Source organism: Aeromonas piscicola (assembly GCF_000820005.1).
Taxonomy (GTDB): domain Bacteria; phylum Pseudomonadota; class Gammaproteobacteria; order Enterobacterales; family Aeromonadaceae; genus Aeromonas; species Aeromonas piscicola.
Window position 1 is genome coordinate 109676 of sequence record NZ_CDBL01000034.1, and the last position, 23975, is coordinate 133650.

Below are 23975 nucleotides of genomic sequence, written 5' to 3' on the forward strand. Positions count from 1 at the left end.
AGCTTTTATGTTTTGCCATCCCCCTGTCTGGCCGCTGATGTAATGGGGATTACCGTGGTAGCGAGTGCGGGGGGATGGCAAAGCACACAAGAGGTTTTACGTTATGTGTCCCTCCATTGCATTGCTCGGTGACATTGGCACCGACCACGATGGCTTCCCACCGACCCCGGTGATAGCCGCCAGCCCTGATGTATTCCTCGATGGCAAACCCGTGGCCCGTCAGGGTGACCCGCTAGCGCCGCACGACAAGCCCAACAATCCACCTCACCCACGCAGCATTGCCGGAGGCGTGAGCTCGGTGTTGGTTAACGGCAAGCCTATCGCCGTCACCGGCACAGCCGTGGATTGTGGTGGCGTGGTAATCGGTTCGGGCAGCGGGCAAGCAGGATAAGGAACAAGGTCATGGCACAGAGCATGGGATTACAATTCACCGTCAAGGTTGGCGCACTGGCTGACAATACCTTTGCGGTGGCGAGCTTCAAACTTGAAGAGGGTTTGAACAGCCCGTTTAGCCTCAAGCTGGACGTCGCCAGCCATCAACCAGACATCGACTTTGGTGCTGTGCTGGACCAGCCCTGCGAGCTGCTGGTGTGGTACAACGGCGAGTTGCAGCGGCGGGTGTGCGGGGTGGTGAGCGAGTTTGCTCAAGGGGACAGCGGCTTTCGTCGTACCCGTTACAGCCTGGAGATCAAACCTGCCCTATGGCGATTGGGCCTTCGGCAAAACTCCCGCATCTTTCAGGCGCAAAAGCCTGACGAAATCCTCTCCATCCTGCTGCAAGAGCACGGCATCACCGATTACGCTTTTGCGCTCAAGAACGAGCACGCCCAGCGGGAATACTGCGTTCAGTATCGGGAGACCGACCTCGATTTTCTTAACCGCCTTGCCGCAGAAGAAGGCTTGTTCTATTTCCACGAATTCGAGCAAGGCAAACACCGCATCGTGTTTGCCGACGATGCGGCTGCGCTGACCCAAGGTCCCGAGCTGTTCTTCAATCTCGGTAATCGTTCGCTGGAACAGGGTGCCTATGTGCGCCAGTTCCACTACCGCGAATCGGTGCGCCCCTCTGACGTAGAGCTCAAGGACTACAGCTTCAAGACCCCGGCTTATGGCCTCTCCCAGAAGAAAATGGGGGCAGAGCTCGAGCACCAACGGGATACCTACCAGCATTTTGACTATCCGGGCCGCTACAAGCAGGACCCGAGCGGCAAGGCATTTGCCCAGCATCGGCTCGATGCCCTGCGCAATGACGCTGTGGCGGGCAGCGGCAAGTCCAACTGCGCGGCCTTGCTGCCAGGGCAGAGCTTCTCGCTGACCGAACACCCCAACGACAGCCTCAACACCGACTGGCAAGTCGTTCATATCCGCCACACCGGTGAGCAGCCACAAGCGCTGGAGGAGGAGGGTGGCAGCGGCCCGACCGTCTACCACAACGAATTTGGCGTGGTGAAGGCGAGCACCACCTGGCGAGCTCGCATCGGCAGCCCCGAGGCACCCCACAAGCCGATGGTGGATGGCCCGCAAATCGCCATCGTAGTCGGCCCAGAAGGGGAGGAGATTTACTGCGACGAGCATGGCCGGGTGAAGTTGCAGTTCCCGTGGGACCGCTACGGCTCAAGCAACGACCAGAGCTCCTGCTGGGTACGGGTGAGTCAAGGCTGGGCCGGTGGCCAATATGGCATGATGGCTATTCCACGTATCGGCCACGAAGTTATCGTCTCGTTTCTGGAAGGGGATCCCGACCAGCCCATCGTGACGGGTCGCACCTTCCACGCCACCAATCGACCGCCTTACGAGTTGCCAGCTCACAAGACCCGCACCGTGCTGCGCACCGAAACTCATCAGGGCGAGGGTTTCAACGAGCTGCGTTTTGAAGACCAGGCGGGTCAGGAAGAGATTTACATCCACGGTCAGAAAGACCTGAACGTGCTGATAGAGAACGATGCCGCTTGGCATATCAAGCACGACGAGCATCGCGACATCGACAACGAGCGAGTCACCCGTATCAAGGCCAACGACCACCTGACGGTAGAAGGCGAGAAGCGCGACCACATCAAGACGGACTACTCGCTCACGGTCGATGCGTCCCTGCACCAGAAGCTGGCTCAGTCGCTGTTGGTTGAGGCAGGCCAAGAGGTCCACATCAAGGCCGGTAACAAGATTGTGCTGGAAGCAGGCTCCGAGCTGACCCTCAAGGTCGGCGGTAGCTTTGTGAAGGTTGACCCCAGTGGTGTCACCCTGGTCGGTCCCACCATCAAGATGAACTCTGGTGGTAGTCCCAGTTCAGGCTCCGGTTGGGCGGGTCAAATGCCCGGCTTGCCGGGGGTGGTCAAGGTGCCACCCGCACCACCTGCCACTATTCCTGCGAGCGCGATTCAAAAGAGCATGGAGTCCATGGCACCGTTGGTGAAGCCCTGCCCCTTTGCCCAAGGAGGTAAGGCATGACGTTTCAAGAGTGGCGTAGCCAACACCCCGGCCAGTTGTATGCCATCGTCGATGCTGCGCTCGATACCACCGCCGTGGCGGACTACTGCAACCAGGGCGGTACGAATGCCATCCCCTTGTTTGCCGGTACGGCGTTTGCGGACCAAGCCGAACAAGGTCCCTGGCTACTGCCCAACCCTGCTCCCGAGTTTATCGCGGCCCACCCACAGTTGGGTTGCGTATATGTCGCGAGCGATGCCGCTATTGATGTCGTCCAGCAGCACTGGCAAAGCCTGATAGAGGTGGCCTTCGAAGGGGAAGTGATGTGGCTGCGCTATGCCGATAATCGGGTCTTTCCCAAGATGCTGGCCACCATGAGCCAGCAGGAACTCGATGATGTACTGGGGCCCTGCTCAAGCCTGTGGGCCAACGACAGTGCGTGGCCGCGTACACTTGATACTGAATTTACTCCCCGCCAAGCCCCCTGGTTTCGCATTCAGCCTCACCACCTGACACCGCTGTATGACGAAAGCCGTCACGCCTACATCCTCTCTCGCCACTTCTGGCAACGGATGGAGGATATGATGGCGCGTCATCCCAATCCGGAATCTGCCATTACCACCGTCCTCAAGCAGGCCAATCAAGCTGGGCTGACAGGTGACGTCCTTGATGGCGTGGTGGCAGGCGCTCTCACGCTGCAGGCAAGCATGGCGCTGGATGCCATCAGAGCGCCGTTGATGCTGACCGACGACGAAATGGCTCAGGTGAATAACTGGCTGAACAAACACCCTGATTTGATAGGAGCCGTGTAATGGCTATCAGTGCCCACTGCATCCCCTGTGAGAAGAACAACTGCTGGATTGAGATAGACGTTCGCGACGAACAAAACCGCTCGTTCAAGGGGCAAAAGACCACCTTGACCGATGCCACGGGCACCAGCAAAACCGTGACCCTGAAAGATGGCCCGACCCTGGTACAAGGCTTTGCTGTGGGGCCGGTCACCGTCAAGCTGGAGACCCAACCCTGGCTCAAAGCTGCTCAGTCCCGTGAAGCCCTGAAAGAGGGTGAAACCAGCCAGGTTCCCGCTTATACCGACAAACTCTTCGGACACGACGATGTAAAGCGCGAACACATCAAGGTGACTTTCGGCGACCTTTGCCTCACTGACCCCGAGCAGCCGCTACCGGAAGGACATAAAGCTGGACAGGCCCAGCCGCCACGCTTTATCACCAAGCACTCCTACGTGATTGAGGTGAAAGGCTATCAGCTGAATATCCTGCGTATCGGGGTGTTCTTTGATGGCACCGCCAACAACACCACCAAGCATGAAGAGGGTAAAGCGGCGCTTGAGGCCTTTCTGGCTCAATGTAGCGATCCGCTGGAGCAAGAGCGGATGCGTCAGCAGTGCATGGCTGGGGAGGTCTCGTTCAGCGATACCAGTCAGGCGAATGACGTTACTAATATCGGCAAGGCTTATGACTTGTACCAGTTGCCGCAACAAGGAAGATTAACCGTTCCTGTGTATATCGACGGGATCGGTACGGAGTCGGGACAGGGGGATTCCACGCTTATCGGGCAAGGCATGGATGGGGGGGCTACATCCAGTTACGGCAAGGTGATACTTGCCTGTTGTGAGAAAATTGTTAATGAAATCAAGGGGGTGTTGAAAAATGTTCTACCAACGCTGGGTTGTATCCACAAGCTCGAATTTGACGTGTTCGGGTTTAGCCGGGGTGCATCGGCGGCGCGGCAGTTTGTGAACACCCTCGACCAGCAGGCCGATCACCCGTTGGTTGAAGCCGTTGCCAAAGAGACCAGCATTCGGCTGAAAGCGGGTTTTGACTGGGCCAGCCGGGAGGATTGCCGGATCAAGTTTGTCGGACTGTTCGATACGGTGTGCTCGTCGTTGCTGGAGGCGCGTAGCGTCACGCTAGCCCCGGATTGTGCGGAGCGCGTTGTGCACCTGACGGCCAAGGATGAGTGGCGTTACTTCTTTGCCCTGACCCGGATCACTAATGACGTGGAGGGCAAAAAGATTGCGTCCAACTTCACCGAACTGGCGCTGCCAGGTTGCCATTCGGATATTGGTGGCGGTTATTACAGCCGCTGGAGTTTGCGCAACCCCAACAGTGATCCGGCGCTGACAGAGCAAAAGGCTATCAAGCTGTTTCAGAGTATGGAACCAGCAGGTTCTCGCCCAGAACAAAGCGTGGCTTACCAACGAGCCATGGATTATGCCCAAGCAAAACTGAGCCAAGGCTGGGGCAACGGGGTGACTGTGTTACCTTCTCCAGCTAGCGATCCAGTGAAAGGGAAACTCAATTTGCGAGTTCGCACGTTAAACCGTCCAGAGTTTGGCTGGAAAAGACCGTTGGAAGTGAGTGTTACGGTGCTGATCAATCGGGTTGTTGAAGGTGAGTATTCCCGTATCCCCCTACACATCATGGTGGAAGCCGCACGGGCGGCTGGGGTGCCGGTTCAGGAGTGGAAAGCAGACAACAGAGACTTGATGCTGGAGAGCGGCGCCCCGATGCGGCCACGGGTTGATTTGAGCAAGCTGGATGAGCATTGGGTTAATGCAGGTAGCGAGGCTGGGGTGGCCAAAGATTTGAGTCAACAGCTCCCGGATGATGTCTATCGATACTTGCGCTTTGAGTACCTGCACCACAGTGCGGATGATGGGATTGTTAACGGGACAAATCGTATCAAAGGGCAAGAAGCTCGCCGCATGATCAGTAACTTGGAGGGGGGTAAATGAGACGCTGGTTATTACTACCGTTACTGTTGCTCGGGCTGATGGCCTGCCAAGACAACGGCCCGACCAAGATGGATTGGAGCTACAGCGTTGGCTCTAATGCGGATGAGATCTGGCATACCCAAGCCCTGTTTTCTCGGGAAGGAGTGAGAACCCATGAGTCGAGTAATGGTACCGTGTCTGCCGTGAGCGAGCGGCTTTTAAAAGACAAGAGCTATCGCTGGTTTGTTGGAAAAGGCAGGAGTTTTTACGGCCAGCCGGTGCCTGACAAGGTGGAGATCGAATGGGTGTCGTATCACGACAAAAAGCGGTACGGTATTACGCTAGAGCTCCCCCAGGATTTGGGCAAGCAGATGGCGCAGCGTTACCGCCTCAAAGGTGATCGAATTGCCCAACGTAACTACATCGCGTTAGGGCTCGCCCCCGGCGGGTATGTGGAGGTGTTCTTGGAGAGCCCTGATCCGCTGCCAGATGTGCTGATTGCGAGTGGTATGGCCCATGAAGTGACCGACGATTGGTATGACAAGAAAGTCCCACTCAATCGGCAGTATGGGATTGATGAGTTCACAGAGCGATTTGGTGCTCTCTACCAGAAAAATCCTATCCCTACCGGTGAAGCATGGGCTCCTATCATGGAAGCCTACCGCGCCACACAGCCCAAGACGGATACCGATCCGGTCAATTGATTTGGATAGTGGTATAAGAGGTATCAATGAAGCAGTACCAAAACTGGCTAGCCCAGTATCTGCTTTGTCGTCGTGATAACGATCATGCCATGGCCGCAGAATTGGCCGAGAGCATCTGGGCTTTCTGGCAGGCCAGAGGAGATAAGGTTAAGCATACCAAGTGGCAGAAGGTCTATCAGGATCACCTGCAACAGACCACCTGACAGGCAAGGCTAATGGCCAGGGAAGGCGCTGCATTAGCTTTATGCCCATCAGGTGGCTGCGTAGCATAACGGATTAACTAGCACGACAGCAGAGCCTAATCCATCACTTTATTCACTCAGCGTAGATTTTCTCCATGATACACCGAGCCTTATGGCTGGCGCTAAATAGCTGTTATTTTGGCCCATCTAGTATGATTATTTCAGCAGTACTTCCCGAACCGACAAAAGCCACTTGGTATTGATAATCACTATAGTTAATATATCCAACCATATAAAAATCAGTTTCAGTTCTTGGGATTTTACTTTGTGCCTCTGGGGTAAGCGATAAATCATCTAGCTTGACTGACACCTTGCCTTTATTCGCTCCGCTCCATATATATTGAAAATCCAGATAATACAGGGGCTCTCTCGTTGTTTTACCTTGCTGAATAAACCATTCCAGGCTAATTGAGCTGGCAAAAAATTTTGACGCATTGAATGATGCATCTGCAGTTTCGCCTGGCCCTATAAAAATTGGCGGCATAACACCTACGGTCGTGTTGTCCTTATCACCATTTTTAAATTTATATGTTTTTAATGTCGAGCTCTGCGTGAGATTACTGATTCGAATAGTTAATGTTACCCCAGACTCAAAATATTCCTTTGCCTGTTTAGCCGCTTTTAACAATGAAGACGGTACATCACCCAAATCAATTAATGCATTAGTAGTCATATTTTATCCTCAAAACTGACGGGCCATTAAATAATGGTCCGTCACTTGACAATTAGGTGCTATACCAAAGCATGCTGTAGCTCTGCCTTTACCTCATTTTTAGATTTTGCAGTGGCATCTACAATTTCCACTTTGCAATGATTACCATCAATGGGGCTGTTTGCATATAACGCCTTAGAAAGTGGATCTGCTTTGCTACGGCTAATCGCCTTTGTCGTATCCGTATCAGAAAGAATGGCATGCAACTCTTTATCGATAAGCTCCCATGCGCAGACACTAGATGCATCTACGCTAAACCATGGCGTGGTAACTTTGATTACAGATGAGCTGAATGAGAAATCTAGGTAACTATTCGTGCCAGCGACCTTAAAATAGAACTGTGTCTCGCTCCCATGGTAGTTCACCAATTCAAACTCAACAGCTTCAGCTTCAGAACCATCACCATAGAAAGCATCATGATTTTTGATCATTTTGACATAGCCAAAATCGTTACCATTGAATTCTAGCTTCAGAATTTTTTTACCCATTTAAGCACACCTTTAAGGTTACGTTGAAATAACTAGAACACGGAAATAAACAGTTACATCTTGTGCGTTTGTTTAAGATGGATTGCGTTCATTGCCGTGCAGACAAATCTACACAGCTAACTTCAATGCATATACTGACAAATGTATCAGTATGACATCTGAAAGAATTCAGCTACCAGGTTTAAAAATAAAAATGTCATTGTGTATCAGTATTTTATGGTGGCACAAGAAATGAAAAAATCGCGTTGACACACACTGCCGTTACAAAAAATCAGTTCATACCTCATAAATAGAAGAAGATTTTATGGAAGGTGCGAATAAGTACATCATGAACAAAAATGGACATTCCATTCATTTAAAATCAATTGGTTAGGAGACTGCGCTTTTGTGCCATATGACTTGTTCGCACCTTCCCTAATCGTTTGATGCGCGTTCTGAGCGTCAGGTTGTTACGCTCGATACGCTGCGTGAAAATTTTCCCGGTCAGATGTATCTCGCGAGGAAACCCCCTAGTGTAGCTACCCCAGTCATCGCTGGCGATAAAGCCAATCTGGAAAGGGGAACGTAAACTCAGCAAGCGCTTACCTTCGGCAGAAATAAGGTATTCGGCCTGTTCAAGTACATGCGCGTATGTCGGAGGCCTCTAAAAGAATCAAAGGTACATGGTCGCCATTAATCGCTATAAATAATTTCAGCTAAATTTTTTTACCTGCTAAGGTTACTTCGTACTGCGTGAGCAAGGTAAAAAGCCATTACGTAGTCACATCCATCATGTTTCACTTTATTTAAAAGGAATTCATCGATATGAGCAGCCAAACAATCACAGTGTTCATTGAGGAAATTCAACTTGACGCACAGAAAAAAAACAATTACAGCTTCTATTTGGCCAAGAAAGTAAACGACGATTTTACTGTGGTTTGGCAATCAAAAGGTCCTGTTGCCAAAGTCGGCAGTCCTAGCTATCAATATAAAAACACTTTTGATATCACGACCCCGTCGTTTATGGTCAACTTTACCAATGACTCGGTCCATGCGGGTGATCTGACCTTCACCTCCGGGGGGAAAAATTTGGCAATCAGCACTGGCCAAATTACGACCCTCCAAGATACGGGCATTTTCACTCCCGCCAAAAACGGAGGGAAACCCTCGGATATTCTTGTCGTCAACCAGTTGCAAGGCAATCCCCATCAGGTTCTGCTGGACTCCAATGGAAAATTCCTCTGGGTGAACCGTCAGAGCGGCATGAACATTGGCACTGCAACACTGACCCCGAAGAATGAATATCAACTGTGGTTCGGCAATATTCAAGAAACCGGCACCTTGATCGCTACCAACTTGTCCAACCCCTATGTCGTGACCCTGCAAGATGGCGGCAGTATTGTCCTCACATATAACAACGAGGGAAAATGGGTAACCGGTGAACCTGCCGATCGCTTGAGTGCCGCCGAAGTCAAGGCGCTGCACGCAAGGGTCGGGATCAAAGACCCCGCATAATCCTCATGGTATGAGTGCACGCAGCGCTAAATAAAAACCCTGTACGTCTGAGACGTACAGGGTTTTTGTTAGTGACGACAGAGCCACGTTCGAACGACCTTGTGCGGCGGCGCACATTATCGAATGAGTACGAGAGTGACCATGAGCCAGAAAACCATAATCGTTTACATCGATGAAAAGCAGCTTGTTGCGCAAAAGGTAAATAACCACAGCCTCTACCTGGCCAGAAAGGTGAATGAAACCTTTACGGTTATCTGGGTTGCAAAGCCACCACTGGCAACAGTCAATCAATCGACCTATCAGTACCAGAATATCTTCAGCATACAGGACGCCTCTTACATGGTTAATTATACAAATGCACCAGTACAAGAGGGGGATGTCAGCTTTGCTTCAGGCGGAAAGAGTTTGCCCATCGCTGTGGGGCAAGTAACGAAGCTGAATCAGTATGGTGTATTCAGTGCAGCAGAGAACGATGGCGCGCCAGGCGATGTTTCAATAGACAATCAACTTCAAGGCAACCCCAGCGAGATGTTGCTGGACTCTAAGGGCCTTAAGCTCTGGGTGAATTGTTCAGGTGGTATGAACAAAGGCCTAGCAGCGATGACACCGCGCAATGAGTTTCAGCTATGGTTCGGTCCGGTACAGGTGGCGGGTTCATTGATTCCCAAGAGCCTGTCCAATGTTTGCACGGTTAGCGTAGGCGATGGACAAACTGAAACTGTTACTTACAACGCTGAAGGCGATTGGGTAAGCGGCCAACCCCGCGTGCGTTTGACAAAAGAAGCAGTCATAGCCCTACAGATCAGGGTGGATAAAGCAGTGAAGCTGGCCAGAGCCTCCCAAGCCTACAACGGTGAACCAGTTTAGAGGGGCCGGTTATCAACTTCATGCTCGTTTTCAAAAACCTACGAGAAGCAAAGCACCAGTTCGCTAGCCTAGGCCATTTATGAGGGGAAATTGCAGCACTGCAATTTAGGACTAATAGAGGAAAAACGGCCTTAAGATATGGAAAGCAAACTGAAAGCGCCCGCTCTGAAGGTGGCTAGTTGGGGGTTACTGGATTTGACCCCATAGGTCCAGACACTTTTTCCCGCTTAGGGTTGTGATACCCGACTGCGCAGAAATTCCCGGGGTGAACGGTATCCCAAGGCGTTGTGCGGGTGGTGCTCGTTATAATGCTCAAACGCGATGGCCAAATTGCCTACCGCTGTTCGGCTATCTGGTTTCGGCATCATCTCGATATAGTCTCGCTTCATCGTCTTCACGAAGCTCTCCGCTATACCGTTGCTCTGTGGGCTTCTCACCGCCGTCGTTCTGGGCTCCAACCCGATTTCTCGTGCAAACGCGCGGGTCTCATGGGCTCGATACGCCGAACCATTATCTGTCAGCCATTCTACCGGTGATGCCGGCAACGCATCCCCGAAGCGACGTTCGACAGATCTCAGCATGACATCTTGCACTGTGTCACTGTCGTAACCCCCGGTACTGGCCGCCCAGTCCAACGCCTCCCTATCGCAGCAGTCCATGGCGAACGTGACACGTAGTTTTTCACCGTTATCACAGCGAAATTCAAAGCCATCCGAGCACCAACGTCGATTGCTCTCTTTGACGGCAACACGCCCCTTATGTGCCTGCTGGGCCAATGGTGCCGCCGGTTTTCTTTCCAGCAGCAGGCCATGATCGCGCATAACGCGATGTACCCGCTTAGCGTTTACTACAGGCAGTCGTGTTGCCTCTGACTGACGCCGTAACAGCGCCCAGACCCGGCGATAGCCATAGGAGGGAAGCTCTGCCATCGCCTCCATGATACGGCCAAGTAAGGCTGTATCATCACGCTGGCGATGATGACGACCATCTTGCCAACCCGGTTTTCGATGAACACGAACGGATAGTTGCGCACGCGATACATTAAGAGCCTGGCTCACAGCACTTAATCGCCGTTCCCCGGCAACAAGGGCGCATGCGCAATCCATTTTTTTGCTCGGCCATACTCCACGGCTTCTTTGAGGATCTCGTTCTCCATGGTCTTCTTCTCGAGCAGACGCTGGAGCTCTCGGATCTGCTTGATAGCCGCAGCCAACTCGGAAGCAGGGACAACATCCTCACCTGCGGTGATCGCTGTGAGAGAGCCCTCCTGGAATTGTTTGCGCCATTTGAAAAGCTGGTTGGCGTTGACGTCGTGCAAGCGAGCAACATGAGAGACGGTCATCCCGGGCTCAAAGGTCTGCTGCACGATGGCGATCTTTTCTTGTGGAGTCCGGCGTCGACGGCGCTCGACCCCTGTTAACACTTCGACCATCTTCTCGTTGTGACTAGTACTGAACATAGTTCCAAGACTACCTCTTAAGTTAAGAGGGGCGAAGTGTCTGGATCTTCAAGGGGCCAATCTAGTTACTGCATGGGGAGTTCTTCGACCTGTACACGGTAGTTGACCTGCTGCAGGTGCCGAGCGATGTTGCCAGCGATGTTATGCACTACCTACGTTGTCTCCGCTATGTGGAGACAGTGGCAGAAACGCGGAGCTGTAAAAAAGAAGCTGGCAAAAGCTTGCGCCGAATCTTCATCAAGGTGGTCGCTATCCATCCAGAGCCACCCAGCAAAGCCCCTCCGGCCAAAGTCGACGTTCTGCATTCAAAGCTGGCCCAGCTTTCCAAGACTATGCCTTTACCGCAGGGAAAACGCTGAAACGGCCTAGTGTGAGTAAGAGGAAAATGGGAAGGCTGCACTTCTTCTATCTGCCTGACAGCGCCTGAGCATTGCCATGGGAGGCGGTGCATCAGCTTTATGCCCATCAGGTGGCTGCGTAGCATAATGGATCAGCCAGCAAGACAGCAGTGCCTCACCCGTCACTTTTTCACTCTGCGAAGATTTTCCCATAACACACCGAGCCTTATGGCTGGTACTGGCAGCCAGTATGCTTGCAGCCTGTACTTCCACTGCGTCACTCACTGACGCCGAGTTATCCCAAGCCGCAAAACAGGGGGATGGCCGAGCTCAATATGAGCTAGCCAAACAGCTGGCTAGTCAGCCCGATTACCCCAATGCCATGCACTGGATGCAGCAAGCAGCAGAGCAGTCGGGCCCCTTGGCCGCCGATCAGCAGATCCGTGCTAACGCAGCATGGCAAGTAGGTGACTGGTATCAGGCTGGGCTCGGTGAGCCCAAAAATCCGGCGCTCGCTACCCAGTGGTGGCAGCGTTCAGCTCGCCTTGGCAACGCCCAAGCCAGCTACCGTACCCGGCAGCCGAACGCACTCAACTTTGATGTGCGCACCTTGCTCTATCAACTGGTCGGTATCGATCTGATCCAGATCCATGGCATTGGCCCTTACCTGGCACTGCGTTTGGTGGCCGAGTGTGGAACGGATCTGAGTCGCTGGCGAACAGCCCAACACTTCACCTCCTGGCTGACACTGGCTCCGGGCTGCCGGATCAGTGGCGGCAAGGTGTTGTCAGCTCATACTCGCAAGACCAAGAATCGAGTGACCGCCCACTTACGACTGGCAGCGGTGACCATCGGCAGAACAAATACGGCGCTGGGGGCATTCTACCGACGGTTGTCAGCGCGCATCGGCAAAGCGAAGGCGGTCACCGCCACGGCGCGCAAGATCGCGGTCTTGTTCTACAACGCCATGCGTTTTGGTATGAACTATCAGGATCCCGGTGCCGATCATTACGAGCAGCAGTACCGAGATCGGGTGGTCAAGGGATTGCATCGTCGGGCCGCCGAGTTTGGTTTCACCCTACAGGCAATCGAGGGTGTTTCTTAGGAAGGCTACGGCTCTCTTGATGACGGACGAGTTCACTCGTACGCGCTGATAGACCGATTAAGAGAGCAAGCCCCCATCACTCTGGTCTGCTGCGCTTTCGATGTTCCAACATCCTGTTTTTACGACTATCTGGCTCGCAAGCGGACGATTAACCGTGAGCGGATGCAGCAACGCAGCGAGTTGCGCCGTTTGTTCAAAGAAAGCCGTAACTCAGCGGGCAGCTGTGAGTTTCGGCAACGGCTGTGGCGCTATCGTATGACCCAGAGCATGAGTCGACGTGGCAACTGCTGGGATAACGCGCCGATGGAGCGGTTGTTCAGGAGCCTGAAGTCAGAGTTGCTTCCGGCAACGGGATATATGAGCGTGCGGGAAGCAAAGCAGGATATTAGTTACTACCTGATGAATTACTACAACCCATAGCCCTCATTACTAGCAAATGATGTATTGCTGCAACCTCATACGGCTCTCATCTACAAAAATACGACCCCTAGCATAAGTAGGGGGGGGCGGCATTCGTTATAGTGGTTCATCCGGGTCTCGGTGGGCGCTTCACGTATAAAATTTCAGTTTACTCAATCGGTTAATTTTTTCTTTGCTTGTTAACGAACCCACTAGCCTCGCCCCCCAGACTCGGTCATTTGTTCGTTTCTCCCTTTGGAAACGCCACATCACCAATATAATGGAGTTTACCCATGAAGATGAAGCAACACCGCTTGGCGCTGCTTATTTCCTCCTTATTACTGGGCTCTACCGGCACTTTCACTCCATCAGTCCTAGCTGCTCCCGTACAAGCAATCCGCACATTCCCCAGTAGTGAGCAAGCGGCAAGTGCCCTGATACAAGACCCCCAAGCGTTTATTGAACGTTATACCCTCGACACAATGATAATCAGTTCTCAGGAGTCCCTTGGGGGATTAGCGTGGGCTCGCCTTGAACCTGCGCGTGATGGGTACCGAGTTCGTTATGTAGCCAGTAATGAACCCGGAACCGTGCCGTCCTATTTCCTCGGTTTTAATGGTGCGAGCAACCCGGCACCTGCTTACGTAGATATTCCTGCCAAGGTCCCCGAGGGTACCTTATTGATGACCGGCACCCTTAGCGGCTGCTCGGTGATCGTCACTGAGAGGGACGGAGGATTTCGGGTCTTCCACGATGGGCGTGTCGGTAGCTCACTGCTCTACGACAAGGTTGTGATGAAGGCAGACTACCACGACTACGCAAGCCCCAACGAAGAGCACCGCTATGGTGCAGCTTTCATGATCTTTAAAGAAGGGCGTTGGCAGTTGCTGATACAGAAGCAGCAGCATGTGCGCCAAGGGGATGGAGTGGCTGATGCATGGTACGCTAAAAGAGAAGGAGATGAAGGCGCCCCTCTAGTTATGCAAGCGGGGAGGCCTGAATCTTCTGAGGTGGTGACCACCAAACTGGCGCAGTTTGAACACAACCGTCAAGCGGCACGCAATGCTCTGATAGAACTGGGGAAATCGTTAAACTTGGTGGAGTTCCCAAAGGATCATCCATTCAATGCGGCGGATCCCATGCCGAAGGGTAACTCCACAGCACATCCATCACTGAGTGACTGGAACAACTTTCGCCAAAAAGTCGAACAGGCATTGCGTGAAACCGGTGGTGTAGCAGAACTTAACCGGCAGATCTTGGCGTTGCGTGCCGAACCGCATTCATTTTTGAATCAGCAAAAGTTGGTTGCACTCAAGATAACCAAGGACTTCCTTAGCAGCCTTAACTTGCAAGTGCTTGATCGTTGGAAAAACGAAGAAAGTCTCTGGTTATGGCTGCAACGCAAGCATGCGCTTGGCACTGATGCCGCAGTAGCGATCGACGGAAATCTTGCCAGTGGACAAGATAGCCGTTTTTATGATCGCTTTGTGAGCATGAAGCGGGTGCTGGATAACTTCACAGGTTCGCGCCGAGAGCAGTACAGGCAGGGGCTGGATCATTCAGAACAAATTATCATCACTGGGCTTGTGGAGGGGGCTGGATTACAAGTGATGTTGAGACGGTTTTTCGATGAGCAGCACCCCCTGACTCTGACGCAAAAAGGAGCGTTGACCGCACGTATTGAGGCCCGTTGGCAACAGAAGTATCGCCAACAAGTGCTTGATACGACGCTAAAAGTAAAGCACTCCTTTGAGGACTCAGGAGGCCGTGTTGTACAACTCATGCCTCAGGACCTCTTGCTGAATGGCTCCTCCGGCCGTTGCCTGCCGCTATCTCGCGCCATGTCAGTGGCTTTGGCCGTCAATGGGGAGGCCGGGGTAACTGCACTGGCAAAAGAAATTTATGAAGCGGCCGCCATGCCGGGCGGGGAATTCGGGGTTCGGGTTTTTAGTGCGCTAGCGTCCTTGCACTCCAATTCGACCGCTATTAGCGCTGAAACTGCGTTGGGTCAGCAGACGCTGGATACCTTGGTTAACACACTGGACAAGGCCTCGGAAGGCACCTTTTTTGTTATCGACACTAAGATCCATAGCATGTTGGTAGGGAAGAGCATGGAGAAGGGGAGCCTCCCCACTTATTACTTCTATGACCCGAATTTCGCAGTGGTAAAGTTTGAGAACATAAAGGCATTTCGCAAAGGGCTTGAAAGCCACTTTGTGAAAAATGGTTTTGGCAAGTATTACCAGGCTTACGGTAAAAACTCTTTCGCGGTGCGCCTTGTTGATACGCAAGCAATGGCGGCGGTTCCTCTGACAGGTGGGTTGACCTCTGTGGCTGAACTTGCCTTACCGGCTGGACGTAGCGAGCAGTACGTAGCACAGCAAGTAGCAGGCACTGCTGCTGAGATAAATGATGCCCTTGCACGGGATACTCTCCTCAAGAGCAACCTCTATACATTCGAGAGCCTGAACTTGGCTGAGGGGTATCATAACGCGATAGGAGACCTTTACAGCCGCAATACGGTTCAGCCTGACTGGGTGCCGTTGCTCGAGAGCATGACCGAAGAAGACACTGGTAGCTACACCCTGCCGTTCATGAAGCCTGATGGGTCGCTCAAGCTAATAGACACTCAAGATGTGCGGGTCTGGCGCTTCCGTAACCGTTATCAGGAGATTCTCTCGCATATCAAGGGGACTTACACTTTTGAGAAGGGGCGCCTGCTTCTGCGCAGTGGTATCGAACAGGTAGAGCACGTTGATGGTCTGAACGCTGCTTTTGCCGCACAAAGTATCATGGGGTTGCTGCGTGCGCACGATGCTGCTCGTCCAGCCATGACTCCACAGTTGAGCCAAGCACTGGCGGTGCACACTTATGTGAACTTGGCACAGTTGGCTCATGGTGCTGTCATGGACACGGCCAAGGTGGTTGCTCTGTACAAAGTCGCGATGAATGAGGCCAAACCGTTGGTTAACGGTTCTGTGACGGCTATCGGTCATGCGGCCAACGAAGGCGCAGGATTATTGTTTGGCATAGCCAATGTGGGGCTAGATGCTTTTGAGCTTTCGCAAGCGAGTAACGAAGTAGAAAAGGCTACTTTCGGTACGCAGCTAGCGTTTGACTCTGCTAGCTTGGCGATGAGCGCGGCTGGAGCTGGTGCTGGTGTTATGGGCGCCTCCACCGCAGGGGCCTTTCTGGGGGGCGCTGGTGTTATCGTCGCGGGGCTAGGCGTGGGCTTCTCAGCATTGGCACAGGGGTTTGGTGCCGTGGCCGAAGACGCCAAGGCGGTTGGACGCTATTTCGAGCAAATCGACAAAGCCTACCAGCGCGGGGGGTATGAGATCCGGACCTTGGCTGGGGAGCAATCCATATTGGCGCCTTTGGATGGCGCGGTTATTAACCAGTTGGATTTGGTGAGTCATGAACTCACCTTTGGCAGCCAATACCTCTATCGTACCCATCATGGTCCTACAGGTTCAGGAAATATAAATTACTTCTTTTGGGTGGGGGATATGCCACGTATTGTGCGTGATAAAGCCCAAGCGCTTGATATTCGGGATGAACTTAAGTACGCAAAAACGGCTTCTCTGCCTGTTGGTGAACAACCATTGCTACTCCCAGCTACCCCGCGCTCTTACATCAGTTACGAATACTTGGCTTTGCCGGGGGCAACGACTCGTCACGACCCAGGTTTCAATGTGCTGAGAAGGCTCGAGGGTAAAGGGACCTTCGATTACGACTTCTATGTTTTTCCCAGCGAATTCACGGTGCGTCGAATCACCCAACAGTACGAGCCAACTGACGTTACTGTTCGTTTGGACAGTCACGATCGCCTAGTCCTGATGCGCGAGTTAGCCGACGAGTTAAAGGGGGTGTTGCACTACGCCTTACACGGTGACGGGGGCCAATATCAGGTAGTACTGCGTTCAGGGGCAACTCTTGCGTTGCATGGTACTGGCGGCCGCTGGCAGCTCGATGCCCGCCAACTTGATAAAGCCTACATTACTCTTAAAGAGCGTAATCTTACTGTCGGTGATATCACCATTTCCCTTGATGGGGTTGATATGGGAGAGGTGCTAGTCATCCTTCCTGAGGAAGCATACCGGGTGGACCTGGCCACGAATGAAGTGACCTTGGTGCGTGAAGATGGAAACAAGTGGCAGGACACGGATGCGCTGCGCGCCCATCTTGATGATCTGAGCCGGGAGCCGCATTTGGGGAGCCACTATGTGGTGGTGGATAACTATCATCCCAATGGATTGAACGGTCCAGTGGGGCGGGCTTTCTATGAGACTAAAACACGCCGTTTTATCTACACACGACGCCCTGATGCCGCCGCGTGGTTGGCACAAGCAGAGTTGGTTGCAGTTCAAGGGGAGGACGCTTGGTTTAGCGCTGCAAATAGCCTGTGGCGTATCGAAATAGCGACGGGAGAGGTACTGAGCCAGTATAGGCCGTTTGGTGATGGTCGCATCACCCATGCTAGGTTCTGGCAAGAGGGTGCTCATCTCTATTGGGAGCAAGTGGAAGAGCAAGGTAGTGGCGAGATCGTGCTGCGTACTTATCTGGTGGAACCCTCACGCTTGAGTCTGGTGAATATTAATGGCGACGAAACGCTGCTAGAGGCCCTGGTTAAAGGCGCTTCCCTCGACCGCAAGGACAAAGCAGCTGCTTTACTTGGGCAACCCAGCTGGCAGGCCCCTTCGCAAGACCTAGATGCTCACGAACAGGTGCAGGCAGAGTTCGGACACCTTGTCACTGTATCGGGTAAGCTCAGTGGGGCGAACCAACGCGTTTGGGTTAATCCTAATGCACCACTGCCTGAAGGGGTGATTCGCCCTAACTTGGCTCAACCGCTGCCAGAGGATCTGCTGTTTGCAGGACGTTTACCTACCGACAGCCCTGAGCGTGAAGTCTTCTATTTCTACAGCCATAAAGCGAATAAACTCTATCTACAGCGCGGTCAATCGGGTATAGCCAGTGACCTGATTGTGCCGGGACTATCTTCTGTACTCTCGGACGGAGGACAAGTTTTTGCCCTTACCAAGGAGGGCGTAGTGTACTTGCAGGATCGTGAGGGTAGTTCGGTACTGGCCGCACTGAATCGCCAGTGGCTTGAGGTCAACCGTAACAAGTTATCTGATGCACTAGCCAAAGCAGCGGGCAATAATCCATCTCTTGATGGGGTTGCCCTACTTGGCCTTACCAATTCGGACAAGCAGGTAGTTAGCGCTTGGTACGATGTAGCATTACAGCGTGTAATACAGGCGAACAAAGCGCTAGATGGTCGTCGGTTGAGCTACTTGGGTGTAAGTCCAGATGAACAATATGCCTGGCTTATCGATAACGATGCAGGGATCCTCTATCGCCAACCCATCCCACAACATGTTAGCGATTTTCTAGTACCGGCTTCGTTAGAGGTTGCTTCTGTCGAAACGCATCCCGAAGCGTTTCTAACCTTGCGTGATGGCGTGCAATCAGCTCGTAGGATTGGTAATACGCTGCGTATTGTGAGCGGTGGATGTGTGCTGGAGCTTCCTATGAACGCGTCATTAGGCACTCCTGCCACCCTGGTCGCAGTGAGTGATACTTGGCTGGCTAGCCAGTCCAAAGACTTGGAGCACGCTTTTGGTAGTTGGAGGCAGGATGTGGAACTGGCCCCAGCTATTCGTCTCGGTGAGGCGTCAGTTAACTGGTATCTGAGTAATCAACGGCATGAACTCAGTGGAAAGGGGCTGTCTTCGAGACATGTATATGAGTACCTTGGCCAAGAGTCTGATGGTGAGATGCACTATGTCGTGGATCGTAGTACCAGTAAACTGCTTGTTCTGGATGCGTTAGGGCACATACCTGCCCGCACCTTAGGAGCCTTTAGCTGGAGCAGATTGGAGGGGAACATGCTGTCACTCATTGCAGCTAAAGGTGCTGATGATCACATCACGTTGCCGCGCCTAGCTAAGGCTACCAGCGTGCAGGTCGCTGCGCATGGCAAACGCCCTGTGTTTATGATCGGGAAGCAAGACAGAGCGCACTATCGTCGAATCAGTATCGATGATCAGAGCAATCTTTCCCAAATCAACCTGCAGGACACTGAGCTTACTAGTCTATTAGTACAGAGGCTGGGGGCCCAGCTGGTAATATATGACCGTAATCATCCAAGTGTTCTACTGGTCAAACTGCATGAAGATGGCCTTGGCCCTACACTAGTGCTTAACACGCAGTGTATCGAGTTGGCTTCAGTCATGGAACAACTTAAGACGTTGCCTATGTCCTCCTCCATCTTGGCGCTTTCCAGCTTGGTTAGTAAGTCATAGTCCTGCACTGGGCGGCCATAAGGCCGCCCTTTCTTGTCTATTTCTTCTTCGATAAGGGCATCACTCAGCTTGGCAAACTTGTACTAGAGGGATTTATAGACCAGTTTTCCCTTAAACATGGTCCAGAGCACCTTGGTCTCCTTGATCTGCTCGCTCGCCACCTGCTCCAGATTGCGATCCAGCAATACCAGGTCAGCACTCTTGCCTACGCTGATCGACCCTATCTGTTTCTCCTGCCCAATCACCTTGGCGGCGTTGAGGGTATACGCCTGCAAGATAGCCTGACGGCTGATCTGCTCGCTGGCGGGGGGCAGTAAGCCAAGCTCCCCCTGGCGGGTGATCGCGGTATACATGGCGAGGAAAGGGTTGGGGCTCGAGACCGGCCAGTCACTGGCACCGGCGATAATGGCGCCGCTTTGCAGCAGGCTGCCTGCCGGATAGAGGCGGGCCAGCAGGGCTGGGGGCACTTTCCCCTCCAGCAGCATGGTGGTCGCCACGTTTTTCCCGGCCCACAGCAGTTGCATCGAGGCTGCCACATTGAGTGGTTTGAAACGGGCAATGCTGGCCGGGCTCACCACCTCCAGATGGGTGATGCTGTGCAGCAGGCGGTGATCCTGATTGTGGGCCCGGGTATAAGCGATTGCATCGAGGGATTCACGGACGGCCCGATCGCCGATGGCATGGAAGTGGGCGATCAGTTGGTGGGCATCCGCGGTGCGGATTAGCTCGTTGAAACGCTGTTTGTCCAGATCGTCTTTACCGCTGTAACCGGGGCGGTTGAGGTAGGGTTCGCTCAACTTGGCGGTCTGGGATGGAAACTCGATGACACCATCTTGCAGGATCTTGATCCCTACCAGTTTGACGTCCGGTGCGTCTTGAAACTGCTGTTGCAGCGCCAATACGTCATCAATGATGGCGGGCGATGCGTGGATCCCCACCAGTGCCAGCGTGGACACATGCCCGGTCAGCTTGCCTTCCCGAGAGAGCATGCTGTACGCCGGCAGCAGGCCGGTGTCGCGGCGATCCGGCTCGGCGTTGAAGATGGGCGCAAGGGGGCGAATGTTGCTGATAGGGTCCATCCAGGCGGTAATGCCAACCTGATTAAGCTGCTTGGCGGCGGTCATTATGGCATTGGCAATCGTCTCGTCGCTGACGGGGGGCAGCGCCTTGAGGATGGCATCCCAGCCGCCTTCCGAGGCAAAGCCACTCAGCTTGCCGGATGGGGTGAGGCCAAAATTGCCTTTCAATGGGGCATAACGACCGGCAAGGGAGTCGGCATCAATGCCTGCCTTGCGCAGCATGGCCTGATTGGCCCAACCGGTGTGGGCATCCGAACCGGCCAGCACTACGGGGATTTGCTGGTATTGCGGGCCATTGAACACCTGGTCGAGCAGGGGAAGTTGATGCCAGTAGTCGAGGGAGACATTGCTGTATAGCTGCACATCACCCAGTGTCAGGCGGGGGTCATCCTTGCTGCGGGTCAGAAATTGCTGCACCTGCTCAACCTGATTCATGGCATCTGGAAAGTTAACCGTCATCCCCTGAAAGCCGGCAAATGCCGCATGAACATGGCTGTCGATAAGCCCCGGCATCAGGTACTTCCCTTTCAGATCAATCCGGTTGGCATGGCTGCCGAGGTGGGCGCTGACCTCCTGGTAACTGCCGACCGCCACGATCTTTTTACCTTCAATGCCGACCGCCTCCGGGTGAGGGTTCGCCGGATCGCCGCTGTAGATGGTGCCGCCAAAGATCAGAGTCTGGCTCTGTGACTGGACATTGGCGGCAGCAGGAAGGCTCGCCAGCAGGCTGGTGAGAAGCAGCGTTTTGATATTCATGGGCATGACTCCGTCGCTTCGGCGCCCGAAGGCACCGAAGTGGGTGAATGGAAATGGGGTATCGGCTTATCGGTTGATAAGCGGGATACAGATATCAAACACGTAATGATCCCGGTCAGGGTCAGTGCCCGCGTGGTATTGCTCGTAATACGGACGGTCGTCGCAGATCAGCCCTTTGCTCACTAACCAGCGAAACGCTGTTTCCCAGCTGGCGACCAGTTGATCGCCGCGAGCGATAAACTGGCATACCGCATAGGGGCCCGCGGCGATGGTCTGGGTGGTTAACTGGCGCCCAGCGGGGATCTTTGGCCCTAGCTCGATGCAGACGTCAGTACGGCAGTGCGTCTCATCTGTGATATCGGGGATATCCCAATAGAGACTCAGGGTGCCCGCCGGTGTCAGCGCCTCGTCTGAGGCGAACAGCGCGAGCAGATCCCGATGGGCTTGCTCGCAGGTCTCCTTGCCATAGGGGCCCAGGCGGCGCATGTACGCCACGCGCCGGGCGGGCATCTGCTTGACGCTTGCCCCCTGCAACAGACCCGGGTGTTCGGTGACCGGGTGCATGACCAGGTCATCATAGGTTTCAAAGGGAAGGGGATCGTTTCCAATCTTGCTTTTCCAGTTTCCCCCTTGCTGCTGGCGGTATTCCGAGGGGCTCATGGCGAAGTGCAGGCGAAAGGCCTTGGCGAAATTCTGGGAGCTGGAGAACCCGGCAGCCAGCGCGAGGGTGGTGATGTCGCTCTGGGGGGAGGCCAGCAGGCGACGGGCGGCGCGTTCCATGCGCAGGCGCCGGGTAAAGCCAGCGATAGTCTCGCCGACCATCGTCTTGAAAATGCGGTGGAAGTGAAAGGTGGAGATGGCGGCCGCCGTTGCGACTTCATCCAGACTCGGGTTGTCATCCAGATGGTGGCTGATGTAGTCCATCGCCTTGAACACAGGTTTGCGATAATCCAGAGCGGACTCCTTGTCAGCCTGAAAAAATAAGTATCAAAGTCCGATTTAATCAGAACAACCAACTCTTGTCGAATCTGTCCAGACTAGGGGTTGCGGCGGCCTTGTTGCTCAAATCGGTGAACTAAACTATCTGCAACCTCAGTGACCTGGTCCTGAAGAGCAACCACCGAGAGCATCAGATGGGCAAGTCCAAGCACAAGACCAGCAACTGGCAACAATACAACCAAGCCTTGATGCTCAAAGGGTTGTTCAAGCTGCCGTTGCGAGCCCTAGAGGGTTTCATCGATTCGTTGTTCCAACTGATGGCGGTGCCTTTGCAGTCGCCGGATTATAGCTGCATCAGCAAGCGCGCCAAGACACTTGATATAAAGTACCGCTTACCCAACCAAGGTCCCATTGCTCACCTGGTCATTGATGCCACTGACTTCAAGGTCTACGGCGAAGGCGAATGGAAAATTCGCAAGCACGACAAGGAGACGCGCCGTGTTTGGCGCAAGCTCCATCTGGCCGTGGATGCCGCTACCCATACTGTCGTCGCAGCCGAAGTCAGCCTGGAGACGGTGGCAGATAACGAGGTGTTGCCGATGCTGCTCAACCCCTTGTGACGCAAGATAAAACAGGTCTGTGCCGATGGAGCGTATTACACCAAGGCCTGCCATGCACTACAGCAAAAGAAGGGAGCCAACGACCTCATGCCGCCGAAAAAGAATGTGGAGATGTGGGAGGATGGCCATCCCTGCAACGAAGCGGTGGCCGCACTCAAGGCCGGTGAACTGAAGCAATGGAAGAAATACTCCGGCTATCACAACGCTCGATAGCCGAGACGGCCATGTACCGGTTCAAGCAACTCATTGGGCCGAAACTGAGTCTGATGAACTACAACGCCCAGATGGGCGAGACCCTGACTGGCGTGAAAGTCATGAACAAGCTCATAGGACTTGGTATGCCTGCGCGCCAACCAGTGAGTTGAATGGTCCCAATGGGGTGGGGAACGGCTATCCAGCTTCTGATTTGATCAACAAGGCCGTGTTGATAGAACAGATCATCCCATTAGGAGACTGACCAATGCAGAAATCGAGTTAGCAAACTTAACAAAGTAGAATGAGCAATAATCATGTTAGTAATATCCTTAATCCTGTTCACAATGTGTGATTTTGGCAATGGAGCGCTTAAAATAGGTTGCTTAGACTAAAAAAAAGAACAAGAGCTAGCACATAATAACAAGTAGAATGAGGCATCGCGTTTCCAATCTTGCTTTTCCTGCATAAAGTGTCTAAATATAATATACTTTGTGCGCTGCATATACCCCCCTTCTGGTCATACCTGTTTTTTGTTGTGACTTTACATTCGCCAGTTATAATCTTGCCATCAATTCTAAATGGATGGGGTATGCTAAAGTGAAGGACATTTCAAAAGAAACTTCTTTTGGTTATAAAAAAGAGCTTTTTCATTTAAATGAAAATCCGACAATTGAAATCATCACCTTTTTAAGGGAGGGGAGGGAACACAAGCATGACGTGTTTGAAACTTTTGTTGTTTTAGAAGGTTCCGGTATTGTTTACTCAGGAGAGCAATCTATACCCGTCTCCGTAGGAGATATAATCACCATTCCACCTAATACGATACATTGGATGGAACCGGAACAAGGGGGCACGCTTTCTGGCTTTCTCTGGTATCATGATACACAATGTAGATATCATTGCTCATAGAGATGCTCACTCTAGTTTTATTTCAAACCTAACTATTGTTATCATTGATGGATATAAGCTATTTAATTCATAAGCAAGCAGTGTCACTCTAAATAATTTATTTCCTAGGTGTAGGATTTATAGAGAGCGCTTCAATTTGCCAAGTTCTAAATCCAAGGTGTAATAGGTCTTTTTCTGGTAGGGTACATTTATATGTT

The 23975-nt window shown here is 52.9% G+C and carries 15 protein-coding genes and 5 pseudogenes; 14 read left to right on the forward strand and 6 right to left on the reverse strand.

Annotated elements, in window-relative coordinates; translation table 11 throughout:
• The first annotated feature begins 103 nt into the window (after window positions 1–103).
• The 6 genes from BN1128_RS06415 to BN1128_RS25850 are packed head-to-tail and all read left to right on the forward strand — an operon-like array spanning window position 104 to window position 6068.
• On the forward strand, window positions 104–391 hold the full coding sequence (locus tag BN1128_RS06415; protein WP_042867113.1) for a type VI secretion system PAAR protein: 288 nt from the start codon (window positions 104–106) through the stop codon (window positions 389–391).
• Between the two features lie 11 nt (window positions 392–402).
• Window positions 403–2445 (forward strand): type VI secretion system Vgr family protein, encoded by a 2043-nt coding sequence (locus BN1128_RS06420; RefSeq protein ID WP_042867114.1) that lies wholly within the window; start codon window positions 403–405, stop codon window positions 2443–2445.
• Entirely contained in the window at window positions 2442–3236 is a 795-nt protein-coding gene (locus BN1128_RS06425; protein ID WP_042867115.1) for a DUF4123 domain-containing protein, read from the forward strand. The genes BN1128_RS06420 and BN1128_RS06425 overlap by 4 nt, the downstream gene beginning before the upstream one ends.
• A complete protein-coding gene (locus BN1128_RS06430) occupies window positions 3236–5182 on the forward strand; it encodes a T6SS phospholipase effector Tle1-like catalytic domain-containing protein (protein WP_042867116.1) in 1947 nt (648 codons plus the stop codon). Before BN1128_RS06425 ends, BN1128_RS06430 begins: the two co-directional genes overlap by 1 nt.
• Entirely contained in the window at window positions 5179–5865 is a 687-nt protein-coding gene (locus BN1128_RS06435; RefSeq protein ID WP_042867117.1) for a DUF2931 family protein, read from the forward strand. The genes BN1128_RS06430 and BN1128_RS06435 overlap by 4 nt, the downstream gene beginning before the upstream one ends.
• A gap of 26 nt (window positions 5866–5891) precedes the next feature.
• Window positions 5892–6068, forward strand: a complete 177-nt coding sequence (locus BN1128_RS25850) for a hypothetical protein (RefSeq protein ID WP_167335796.1) — start codon at window positions 5892–5894, stop codon at window positions 6066–6068.
• Between the two features lie 172 nt (window positions 6069–6240).
• On the opposite strand, the gene BN1128_RS06440 is transcribed toward BN1128_RS25850, so the two are convergent.
• The 3 genes and pseudogenes from BN1128_RS06440 to BN1128_RS24495 all read right to left on the reverse strand — a co-directional run.
• The gene (locus BN1128_RS06440) at window positions 6241–6780 is read right to left on the reverse strand and encodes a hypothetical protein (RefSeq protein ID WP_042867118.1); all 540 of its coding nucleotides are present in this window, start codon (window positions 6778–6780) and stop codon (window positions 6241–6243) included.
• A gap of 59 nt (window positions 6781–6839) precedes the next feature.
• Window positions 6840–7307, reverse strand: a complete 468-nt coding sequence (locus BN1128_RS06445) for a hypothetical protein (protein WP_042867119.1) — start codon at window positions 7305–7307, stop codon at window positions 6840–6842.
• Between the two features lie 409 nt (window positions 7308–7716).
• A pseudogene (locus BN1128_RS24495) lies at window positions 7717–7890 on the reverse strand (IS1 family transposase); the annotation flags it as partial.
• 221 nt (window positions 7891–8111) lie between these two features.
• Here BN1128_RS24495 and BN1128_RS06450 point away from each other — a divergent pair.
• Together BN1128_RS06450 and BN1128_RS06455 are read left to right on the forward strand one after the other, a co-directional pair.
• Window positions 8112–8801, forward strand: a complete 690-nt coding sequence (locus tag BN1128_RS06450; RefSeq protein WP_042867121.1) for a hypothetical protein — start codon at window positions 8112–8114, stop codon at window positions 8799–8801.
• A gap of 141 nt (window positions 8802–8942) precedes the next feature.
• Window positions 8943–9668: a hypothetical protein gene (locus tag BN1128_RS06455; RefSeq protein ID WP_042867313.1), complete on the forward strand. Its 726-nt coding sequence runs from the start codon at window positions 8943–8945 to the stop codon at window positions 9666–9668.
• A 227-nt stretch (window positions 9669–9895) separates the two neighbouring features.
• On the opposite strand, the gene BN1128_RS06460 is transcribed toward BN1128_RS06455, so the two are convergent.
• Window positions 9896–11100, reverse strand: a protein-coding gene (locus tag BN1128_RS06460; protein ID WP_156140134.1) for an IS3 family transposase whose coding sequence is annotated in 2 segments (ribosomal slippage) — window positions 9896–10782 and window positions 10782–11100 — 1206 coding nt in all. Because the reading frame shifts where the segments join, the coding sequence is not laid out codon by codon here.
• Between the two features lie 576 nt (window positions 11101–11676).
• On the opposite strand from BN1128_RS06460, the pseudogene BN1128_RS26630 reads away from it, so the two are divergent.
• The 4 genes and pseudogenes from BN1128_RS26630 to BN1128_RS06480 form a co-directional block, all read left to right on the forward strand.
• Window positions 11677–12036 (forward strand): annotated as a pseudogene (locus BN1128_RS26630) (hypothetical protein); the annotation flags it as partial.
• Window positions 12037–12114: 78 nt separating this feature from the next.
• Window positions 12115–12570: pseudogene (locus BN1128_RS26635) on the forward strand (transposase); the annotation flags it as partial.
• Window positions 12571–12984: pseudogene (locus BN1128_RS25255) on the forward strand (integrase core domain-containing protein); the annotation flags it as partial.
• Between the two features lie 278 nt (window positions 12985–13262).
• Window positions 13263–19280: a TcdA/TcdB pore-forming domain-containing protein gene (locus BN1128_RS06480; RefSeq protein ID WP_042867124.1), complete on the forward strand. Its 6018-nt coding sequence runs from the start codon at window positions 13263–13265 to the stop codon at window positions 19278–19280.
• Window positions 19281–19363: 83 nt separating this feature from the next.
• On the opposite strand, the gene BN1128_RS06485 is transcribed toward BN1128_RS06480, so the two are convergent.
• Both BN1128_RS06485 and BN1128_RS06490 read right to left on the reverse strand, forming a co-directional pair.
• Window positions 19364–21115 carry an amidohydrolase gene (locus tag BN1128_RS06485; RefSeq protein WP_042867125.1) on the reverse strand — a complete coding sequence of 584 codons (1752 nt, stop codon included), beginning with the start codon at window positions 21113–21115 and terminating at the stop codon, window positions 19364–19366.
• A gap of 66 nt (window positions 21116–21181) precedes the next feature.
• On the reverse strand, window positions 21182–22039 hold the full coding sequence (locus tag BN1128_RS06490; RefSeq protein ID WP_042867318.1) for a GyrI-like domain-containing protein: 858 nt from the start codon (window positions 22037–22039) through the stop codon (window positions 21182–21184).
• Between the two features lie 209 nt (window positions 22040–22248).
• Between BN1128_RS06490 and BN1128_RS06495 the strand changes: the two are divergent.
• Together BN1128_RS06495 and BN1128_RS24515 are read left to right on the forward strand one after the other, a co-directional pair.
• Window positions 22249–23039 (forward strand): annotated as a pseudogene (locus BN1128_RS06495) (IS5 family transposase).
• Window positions 23040–23466: 427 nt separating this feature from the next.
• Window positions 23467–23778 carry a cupin domain-containing protein gene (locus BN1128_RS24515; protein WP_167335797.1) on the forward strand — a complete coding sequence of 104 codons (312 nt, stop codon included), beginning with the start codon at window positions 23467–23469 and terminating at the stop codon, window positions 23776–23778.
• Window positions 23779–23975 lie beyond the last annotated feature (197 nt).

What these genes read in the sequence shown, in the direction of transcription:
- BN1128_RS06415 (WP_042867113.1), top strand. Translation starts at nt 104, where the DNA reads ATGTGTCCCTCCATTGCATTGCTCGGTGACATTGGCACCGACCACGAT.
- BN1128_RS06485 (WP_042867125.1), bottom strand. Translation starts at nt 21,115, where the DNA reads ATGAATATCAAAACGCTGCTTCTCACCAGCCTGCTGGCGAGCCTTCCT.
- BN1128_RS06455 (WP_042867313.1), top strand. Translation starts at nt 8,943, where the DNA reads ATGAGCCAGAAAACCATAATCGTTTACATCGATGAAAAGCAGCTTGTT.
- BN1128_RS06430 (WP_042867116.1), top strand. Translation starts at nt 3,236, where the DNA reads ATGGCTATCAGTGCCCACTGCATCCCCTGTGAGAAGAACAACTGCTGG.
- BN1128_RS06445 (WP_042867119.1), bottom strand. Translation starts at nt 7,307, where the DNA reads ATGGGTAAAAAAATTCTGAAGCTAGAATTCAATGGTAACGATTTTGGC.
- BN1128_RS06425 (WP_042867115.1), top strand. Translation starts at nt 2,442, where the DNA reads ATGACGTTTCAAGAGTGGCGTAGCCAACACCCCGGCCAGTTGTATGCC.
- BN1128_RS06440 (WP_042867118.1), bottom strand. Translation starts at nt 6,780, where the DNA reads ATGACTACTAATGCATTAATTGATTTGGGTGATGTACCGTCTTCATTG.
- BN1128_RS06490 (WP_042867318.1), bottom strand. Translation starts at nt 22,039, where the DNA reads ATGGACTACATCAGCCACCATCTGGATGACAACCCGAGTCTGGATGAA.
- BN1128_RS25850 (WP_167335796.1), top strand. Translation starts at nt 5,892, where the DNA reads ATGAAGCAGTACCAAAACTGGCTAGCCCAGTATCTGCTTTGTCGTCGT.
- BN1128_RS06450 (WP_042867121.1), top strand. Translation starts at nt 8,112, where the DNA reads ATGAGCAGCCAAACAATCACAGTGTTCATTGAGGAAATTCAACTTGAC.
- BN1128_RS06435 (WP_042867117.1), top strand. Translation starts at nt 5,179, where the DNA reads ATGAGACGCTGGTTATTACTACCGTTACTGTTGCTCGGGCTGATGGCC.
- BN1128_RS06420 (WP_042867114.1), top strand. Translation starts at nt 403, where the DNA reads ATGGCACAGAGCATGGGATTACAATTCACCGTCAAGGTTGGCGCACTG.
- BN1128_RS06480 (WP_042867124.1), top strand. Translation starts at nt 13,263, where the DNA reads ATGAAGATGAAGCAACACCGCTTGGCGCTGCTTATTTCCTCCTTATTA.